Raw genomic sequence first — 7,014 nt, 5'->3', positions numbered from 1 at the left:
AAACCAGATCGCCAAAACAAGGCCATCCAACCAAGTCTCTATTCCAGAAAACCCGATGCAATTTTGAATGAACGTGGTGGGTATTTAGTGCTTGGCAGCAAGGCCGTCAAGCTCTTTTTTCCACCCCGCCGCTTTCATCTTCCCGATTACTTCGCAGCGCTTAAGAACCATTTAGTTCCTGCGCGCCAGTTTTTCAAGAGGACTTGGCGACCCGCCGCATCTTCAGCCCCGACCGGGGCCACCTCAACGGCAGGGGGCGGCTTCTAGGCCCCCCTGGAGGATGAGTCAAAGGGGTATTTCCGCCACCCTGAAACTTTTCTGAAGTCGGAGGTCAGGAGCCCTTTCTCTGCCCCTGCCTGGAGGTGCAGACTGGCCGGAGCCGGCGGCAGAACCGGCTCATCAATGGCGCAGCGCCAGCCGCGTCGGTTCGGGAGGAAAGATCCATGCCGTTCCACGGAACCGCTTTGCTGCATCCCGCCCGCTTTTCCGCCCCATTGGGCAGTCCTGCCGCGCGCCTTTGGCGCGCGCCACAGACCTAGGGGGTTCAACGGCGCCGTTCCGCGCCATGTCCCGCCATGGCCCCGATCCGGCTGGAGGTCCGCCATGACCGTTGCCACGCGCCGTCCACTGATGCCCGCCACCGGCCTCCCCCCGCGCAGCCAGGGCCATGACATGGGCAGGCCCGGCGCGCCGCCTTCCTTGTCCGGCACCTGCCGTGAAGACGTGGCGCCCGGCTGATGCTGTGGGTCCTGCGCCGCATCGGCATTTCCGTCGCGCTGGCCTGGCTGGTGGCGACCATCGTGTTCATGACCCTGCACATGGTGCCGGGCGATCCGGCCGAGCTTCTGCTGTCCACCGGCGGCACCATGCCCGACCCGGCGACGGTGGCCGAGCTGCGCGAAAGACTGGGCCTCGAACGGCCGCTGCTCAACCAGTATGGCGCCTTCCTCATGGGCCTGGCCCGCGGCGATCTCGGCGTGTCGCTGATCGACGAATATCCGGTGCTGGACGAGATCGCGCTGCGCCTGCCGCGCACGCTGGAGCTGATCCTGGCCGGCACGCTGATCGCCGTGGCGGTGGCCCTGCCCGCCGGCACCTATGCCGCCCTACACCGGGGCGGGCTGTTCGACCGCATCGCTTCCGGCGTGGCGGCGCTGCTGCTGGCGGTGCCAGTTTTCGTGGTCGGCACGCTGCTGGTGCTGGTGCTGGCGCAGATGCTCCGCGTCATGCCGGCCGGCGGCTATGTTCCCTTCGCCGAGGACCCGCCGCGCCACCTGACGCTGCTGGCCCTGCCCGCCATCGCCATTGCCAAGGGGCTGTCGGCGGTGCTGTTCCGCATGACCCGCGCTTCCGTGCTGGACTCGCTGTCCCGCGACTATGTCCGCACCGCCCGCGCCAAGGGCCTGACCGCCCGGCGGGTGCTGGTACGGCATGTGGTGCGCAACGCGCTGACGCCGGTGCTGACGGTGCTGGGCCTGCATATGGGCACGCTGCTCGGCGGCACGGTGCTGGTGGAATACGTGTTCAACTGGCCCGGCCTGTCCACCCCGCTGCTGCGCGCGGTGGAGGCCCGCGACTACCCGATGGTGGTGGGTATCGTGCTGACGATCTCGGGCCTGTTCCTGTTGATCAATCTGATCATGGACCTGCTCTACGCCGCCCTCGATCCACGGGTCCGCGCGTCATGAAGAGGCTGATCATCCCCGGCACGCTGGTCGCGCTGATCCTGCTGGCCGCCCTGGCCGCCCCTTTCCTCGGGCTGCCGGACCCGGTCCGGCAGGACATCGCCCACCGGCTGGCCGGGCCGCTGGAAGGATCGCCCCTCGGCCGCGACGAGTTCGGCCGCGACGTGCTGTCCCGCCTGGTCTGGGGGGCGCGCACCAGCCTGGGCGTGGCCTTCGCATCGGCCCTCATCGCCGGGATCATCGGCACCGCCTTCGGCCTGATCGGCGGCTGGTTCCGCGGCCTGGGCGAGTTGCTCACCGTGCGCAGCATGGACGTGATCCTGTGCTTTCCCCCCGTGCTGCTGGCGCTGCTGGTGGTGACGCTGATGGGGCCGGGCGCCGGCACGCTGATCCTGGTGCTGTCCGTGCTCTACCTGCCCGGCTTCGCCCGCGTTACCTATGCCGAGGTGCTGTCCGCCCGCAGCCATGACTATGTGGAGGCGGTGCGCGCCCTCGGCGCCCCGGCGCCGCGCATCCTGCTGCGCACCGTGCTGCCCAACGTCGCCGGGCCGGTGCTGGTGCAGCTCTCGCTGGCCGTCGCCTCGGCGGTGGTGCTGGAAAGCGGGCTGTCCTTCCTGGGCCTCGGCGTGGTGCCGCCGGCGCCTTCCTGGGGGCTGATGATCCGCGGCGCGCGGGCCACCATGGAGCAGGCGCCGATGCTGCTGTTCTGGCCCTGCGCCGTACTGACGCTCACCATCCTGGCGATGAACCTGCTCTGCGATGCCCTGCGCGACGCGGTGGACCCGCGCACCGCCGGCACCCGCTCCCGCCTGCGCGCGGTGGACCGCCTGCTGCCCGGCCTGCTGCCCATGGCGAAGCCGGCGCCGGGCACGGTGCTTTCCGTGCGCGGCCTGACGGTGGAGATCGACACGCCGCGTGGGCCGATCCGCCCGGTGCAGGACGTGTCCTTCGATGTCGGCGCCGGGGAGACGCTGGCCATCGTGGGCGAAAGCGGCTCCGGCAAGTCGGTCAGCGCCACGGCGCTGATGGGCCTGCTGCCGCCCGTGGCGCGCGTCGCCGCGGGCGAGGCCTGGCTCGACGGCACCGAGCTGCTCCGCCTGCCCGAGGAGCAGATGCGGCGCCTGCGCGGCGGGCCGATGGCCATGGTGTTCCAGGACCCGATGAGCAGCCTGAACCCCGTGCACCGCGCCGGGGACCAGGTGGCGGAGGCCATTCTCGCGCATCGGCGCGTCCCCCGCGCGGAAGCCTGGAAGCAGGCGGAAGCGCTGTTCCGCCATGTCGGCATCGCCGATCCGGAGCGGCGCCTGCGCGCCTTCCCGCACGAGATGTCGGGCGGCATGAAGCAGCGCGTGATGATCGCCATGGCGCTGGCCAACCGGCCGAAGCTGCTGATCTGCGACGAGCCGACCACGGCGCTCGACGTCACGGTGCAGGCGCAGATCCTCGACCTGCTGGCCGAGCTGCGGCGCGAAACCGGCACCGCCATCGTCTTCATCACCCACAGCCTGGGCGTGGTAGCCGAGATCGCCGACCGCGTGGCGGTGATGTATGCCGGCCAGGTGGTGGAACAGGGCAGCGTGGCCGAGGTGTTCCACAACCCCCTGCATCCCTATACCCGCGCCCTGCTGGCCGCCGTGCCGGAAGGCGACGCGCCGCCCGCCGGCATCCCCGGCATCGTGCCGCCGCCGCACGCCTTTCCCGAAGGGTGCCGCTTCGCCCCCCGCTGCCGCCATGCCGAGCCGCGATGCTCGGCCGGCCCGCTGGCGCTGGAGGAGGCGGAGCCCGGCCGCGATGTCCGCTGCGTCCGCTGGCGGGAACTGGCGCGGCGCGGGGCGGAGGTGCCGGCATGAGCGCCGCTCTGCTCGAGGCCCGCGACCTTTCCAAGACCTTTCCCGGCAAGGGAATGTTCCGCAAATCCAGGCCGGTACAGGCGGTGCGCGGCATCAACATGTCCATCGCCCGGGGCGAGGCGGTTGGCGTGGTCGGGGAAAGCGGCTCCGGCAAGAGCACGCTCGGCCGGCTGATGCTGGGTCTGATGCCGCCCACCGAGGGCAGCGTCGCGGTGGAAGGGCGCCCGTTGTCGGACTTCACCGGGGCGGAATGGCGCAGGCTGCGGCGGCGGCTGCAGATCGTGTTCCAGGACCCGTATGGCAGCCTGGACCCGCGCCGCCGGGTCGGCTCGCAGATCGCCGACGGCATCAGGCTGCATGGCCGGGGCGATGCGGCGAAGCAGGTGGCGGCGCTGCTCGGGCGCGTCGGGCTTGAGCCCGCCCATGCGGAGCGCTTCCCGCATGAATTCTCCGGCGGGCAGCGGCAGCGCATCGGCATCGCCCGCGCCTTGTCCACCGCGCCGGATTTCCTGGTGGCGGATGAGCCGGTTTCGGCGCTCGACGTGTCGATCCAGGCGCAGGTGATCCAGCTGCTGGCCGAGCTGCGGCACGATCTCGGCCTCGCCATGCTGTTCATCAGCCACGACCTGCCGGTGGTGGCGACGCTCTGCGACCGGGTGACCGTGATGTATCTGGGCCGGGTGATGGAGGAAGGGCCAGCCAGGCCGATCTTCAACCGGCCCGTGCATCCCTATACCCGCGCCCTGCTGTCGGCCACGCCGCGCCTGGACCCGGCCCGCCGCGCCGGGCGCATCCTGTTGAAGGGCGATCCGCCCAGCCCGGCCGACCCACCCTCCGGCTGCGTCTTCCGCACGCGCTGCCAGCATGCGGTGGAGGCCTGCGCCCAGACGGTGCCCGCCCTTGCCCCCTTCGGCGATGACGGCCGCCGCGTGGCCTGCATCCGCGCGGGGGAGATCGGCTGAACGAAGCGTTTTCGGCAACTCCATTCCGGCCCTGCCATCCCCGGCCCTGTCACCTCCAAGGAGAACGCCACGCCATGGCAAACCTGACCGATCCCAAGGTGCATATGGGCACCATCACCGGCGGCGAGGGACGCGAGCTTTACGCCGCGAACCCGGTGGTGCTGCTGCCCATGGGCAGCCATGAGGACCAGGGTCCGCACGCCCCCATGGGCGACTACCTGCTGGCCGAGAAGGTGGCGGAGCTGGCCGCGCTGCGCGCCACGGAGCTGGGCACCCGCACCGTGGTGGCGCCCGTGCTGCCCTTTGGCGGCGCCGACCATTTCGGGCCGATGATCGGCGGCATCGCCATCGGCCAGGGCACGCTGGAGCTGGTGATCGGCGACATGCTCGATTCGCTGTTCCGCAACGGCCTGACCCGGATCATCGTCATCAACGGCCATGGCGGCAATGTCGGCCCGATCGCCGAGGTGACGCGGGAGGTTTACCGCCGCGACGGGGTGCTGATCCCGAGCCTGTATCTTTGGCGCATCGGCTATGGCCTGCTGCCCGGCATCGTCGGCCCCGACAAGGCCCGGGCGGTGTCCGGCCATGGCGCCGATCCGCTGACCAGCATCGGCCTGCACCTGTTCCCGGAGCTGATCCGCAAGGACCTGGTCCCGGAAGGCAGGGCGCTGAAGCCCAATGCGCAGCTCGGCATCCCGCACACCGCGCTGGGCCTTGGCGCCTTCGAGGGCGCGGAGGTGGGCCTGCCGGTGGAATATGATGAAATCTACAATGACGGCGTCGCCGGCGGCGACCCGCGGCTTTGCTCGGCCGAAACCGGCGCGGCGCTGGTGGAGAAGCTGACCGATCTTTGCGCGCGCTTCATCCGCCATTACGACGAAAGGGTGCCGGCCTAGCTCGGCCCGCCAGGCAGGCGACGCCGGCATGGGTGTTCCGGGGCCATGGCCCAGGGCGGCTCCCACCTCGCCGCAGGGCAGCCCTTCCTGAGGCTGGTTGCGCGGCCGCGGAGCATCCGGGGCCGGAGCGGCGCAACGCCCTTGCCGCCGCGCGGTCGAGGCGGCCTCTCGACGGCGGCGGCGGAGCGGCCCAGGATCGGCGCAGCATCGCCCAGGAGCTTCCGCATGAGCCTTTCGCCCGTCGCCGATCCAGGCCGCCTCGGCCTTTGCCCGGTCCGCCTGTCCCGGATCGCCGCATGGGCCGACCGGCTGGTGGCGGAAGGCAGGCTGGCCGGGCTGGTGACCATGGTGGCGCGGCGCGGCGAGGTCGCGCATCTCCACGCCACCGGCCTCGCCGACCTGGAGCGCGGCAAGCCCATGGCGGCCGACACCATCTTCCGCATCTATTCGATGACCAAGCCGATCACGAGCCTGGCCATCCTGATGCTGTACGAGGAAGGGCGCTTCCAGCTCGATGACCCGATCACCCGCTTCCTGCCCTGCTTCCGCAACATGCGCGTGGCGGTGGGCGGGGGGCGCGGCAAGATCGACACCGTGCCGGCCGAGCGCGACATCACCTTCCGCGACCTGCTGACCCACACCTCCGGCCTGACCTATGGCTTCATGCACGCGACGCTGGTGGACGCGCTGTACCGGGAGCATGGCATCGACTTCCAGACCGCCGAGACCAGTCTCGCCGATGTGGTGGAGCGCGCGGCCGGGTTGCCGCTGATCGCCCAGCCCGGGCGGGAATGGAACTACAGCATCGCCACCGACGTGCTGGGCCATCTTGTGGCGGTGATCTCCGGGCAAAGCTTCGACAGCTTCCTGCGCGACCGCATCCTGGGGCCCCTTGGCCTGCACGAGACCGGTTTCAGCCTGCCCGAGGCCCATCATCCGCGCTTCGCCGCCAACTATGTCCGCGGACCGGATGGCCGGCTGGAGCTGATCGACGATCCGGCCATGAGCCCTTTCCTGCGGCCACCACCGGTTTGCTCCGGCGGCGGGGGCCTTGTTTCCACCGTCGCCGATTACTGGCGCTTCTGCCGGCTCATGCTGAACCGGGGCGAGCTGGACGGGGTGCGGCTGCTGGGCCGCAAGACGGTGGCCCTGATGACGGCCAACCACCTGCGCGGCGACATGGCGGCGATGGGGCAGCCGCGCTGGTCGGAAACCACCGCGGAAGGCATCGGCTTCGGCCTCGGCTTTTCCGTGACGCTGGACCCGGCGCGGGCGCAGATCGTCGGCAGCCCGGGCGAATATGCCTGGGGCGGCGCCGCTTCCACCGCCTTCTGGATCGACCCGGCGGAGGAGATGGCGGTGATCCTGATGACCCAGCTGGTCCCCTCCTCCACCTATCCGCTGCGGCGGGAGCTGCGGGCGCTGAGCTATGCGGCGCTGGTGGACTGACGCCTTTTCACGCTGCCGGGCGCCGGGCCCGGCCTCCGGCCGTCTGGCCTCGCGACACTTGCCGCCAGCCGCCATCCGGCGGCTCGGCCCGCTTCGTGGGCCGTACAGGCCGGCGCATGGCGCCCGGGCAGGTGCCGGGCGCCGCGCGATGGACCGGCGCGGCGATCCG

The 7,014-nt window shown here is 70.8% G+C and carries 7 protein-coding genes; all 7 read left to right on the top strand.

Annotation, left to right across the window (positions count from 1 at the left end; genetic code table 11):
- Window positions 1-267: hypothetical protein (locus F0Q34_RS22190; protein WP_206668086.1), on the top strand; the 267-nt coding region annotated here is incomplete at its 5' end.
- A gap of 336 nt (window positions 268-603) precedes the next feature.
- Window positions 604-738, top strand: a complete 135-nt coding sequence (locus F0Q34_RS22530) for a hypothetical protein (RefSeq protein WP_277755303.1) — start codon at window positions 604-606, stop codon at window positions 736-738.
- Window positions 738-1,688 carry an ABC transporter permease gene (locus F0Q34_RS18330; RefSeq protein ID WP_149813701.1) on the top strand — a complete coding sequence of 317 codons (951 nt, stop codon included), beginning with the start codon at window positions 738-740 and terminating at the stop codon, window positions 1,686-1,688. Before F0Q34_RS22530 ends, F0Q34_RS18330 begins: the two co-directional genes overlap by 1 nt.
- Complete coding sequence (locus F0Q34_RS18325) at window positions 1,685-3,535, top strand: dipeptide/oligopeptide/nickel ABC transporter permease/ATP-binding protein (RefSeq protein ID WP_149813700.1); 1,851 nt, start codon at window positions 1,685-1,687, stop codon at window positions 3,533-3,535. The genes F0Q34_RS18330 and F0Q34_RS18325 overlap by 4 nt, the downstream gene beginning before the upstream one ends.
- On the top strand, window positions 3,532-4,497 hold the full coding sequence (locus F0Q34_RS18320; protein WP_149813699.1) for an ABC transporter ATP-binding protein: 966 nt from the start codon (window positions 3,532-3,534) through the stop codon (window positions 4,495-4,497). Before F0Q34_RS18325 ends, F0Q34_RS18320 begins: the two co-directional genes overlap by 4 nt.
- 74 nt (window positions 4,498-4,571) lie before the next feature.
- Complete coding sequence (locus F0Q34_RS18315; RefSeq protein WP_149813698.1) at window positions 4,572-5,396, top strand: creatininase family protein; 825 nt, start codon at window positions 4,572-4,574, stop codon at window positions 5,394-5,396.
- A 225-nt stretch (window positions 5,397-5,621) separates the two neighbouring features.
- On the top strand, window positions 5,622-6,845 hold the full coding sequence (locus tag F0Q34_RS18310; protein WP_149813697.1) for a serine hydrolase domain-containing protein: 1,224 nt from the start codon (window positions 5,622-5,624) through the stop codon (window positions 6,843-6,845).
- Window positions 6,846-7,014 lie beyond the last annotated feature (169 nt).

Origin of the sequence: Teichococcus oryzae, from assembly GCF_008386565.1 — a bacterium.
Classification (GTDB): domain Bacteria; phylum Pseudomonadota; class Alphaproteobacteria; order Acetobacterales; family Acetobacteraceae; genus Pseudoroseomonas; species Pseudoroseomonas oryzae.
The sequence above is the reverse complement of the archived record's forward strand: the minus strand, read 5'-3'. Positions and strand labels throughout refer to the sequence as shown.